The organism is Photorhabdus kayaii (assembly GCF_025384895.1).
Classification (GTDB): Bacteria; Pseudomonadota; Gammaproteobacteria; order Enterobacterales; family Enterobacteriaceae; genus Photorhabdus; species Photorhabdus kayaii.
Window position 1 is genome coordinate 1 of sequence record NZ_JAJAFZ010000229.1, and the last position, 565, is coordinate 565.

The window sequence follows — 565 nt, forward strand, 5'->3', positions numbered from 1 at the left end:
ACGGCTATGAACGGCAGCAGCTCAGTGAAATTCAGGCCCCGGACGGCGCCCTGACCCGGTTTGACACCGACGGCCTGGGCCGGCTGCTGCGGGTCACCGACGCGTTACATCAGCAGACCGACTACCACCACAGCCCGTTTCACGCCAGCCCGGCGGGCAGCGTCAGCGAGATTTGCTTGCCGGACGGCCTCCGGCAGACCATTGACTACGACAGCGAGCGCCGGGTCTCGGCGGTGACTGACGGGGAAGGCCGGACCACCCGCTATACCTATGACGCCTTCGACCGGCTCAGCCACCTCACCCGCCCGGATGGCACGGCCCTGACCTTTGGCTACGACCGACTGACCCGCCTGAAAACCGTGACCAACGAAACCGGTGAAACTTACCATTACACCCGTGACCCAGCCGGCCGGGTGATTAGCGAAACCGATTTTACCGGCCGGACCATTCATTATCAGTATGACGCCGCCGGACGCCGCCTGACTGCCCGTTACCCCAATCACCAGCTGCTGCGCTGGTGTTACACCGACGACGACCGCATTACCCGCCAGGAAGCGTGGCAGGA

At 64.2% G+C, this 565-nt stretch carries 1 pseudogene; it reads left to right on the forward strand.

Going from position 1 to position 565, the window contains the following annotated elements:
* Positions 1-565 (forward strand): annotated as a pseudogene (locus LGZ98_RS24060) (hypothetical protein); the annotation flags it as partial.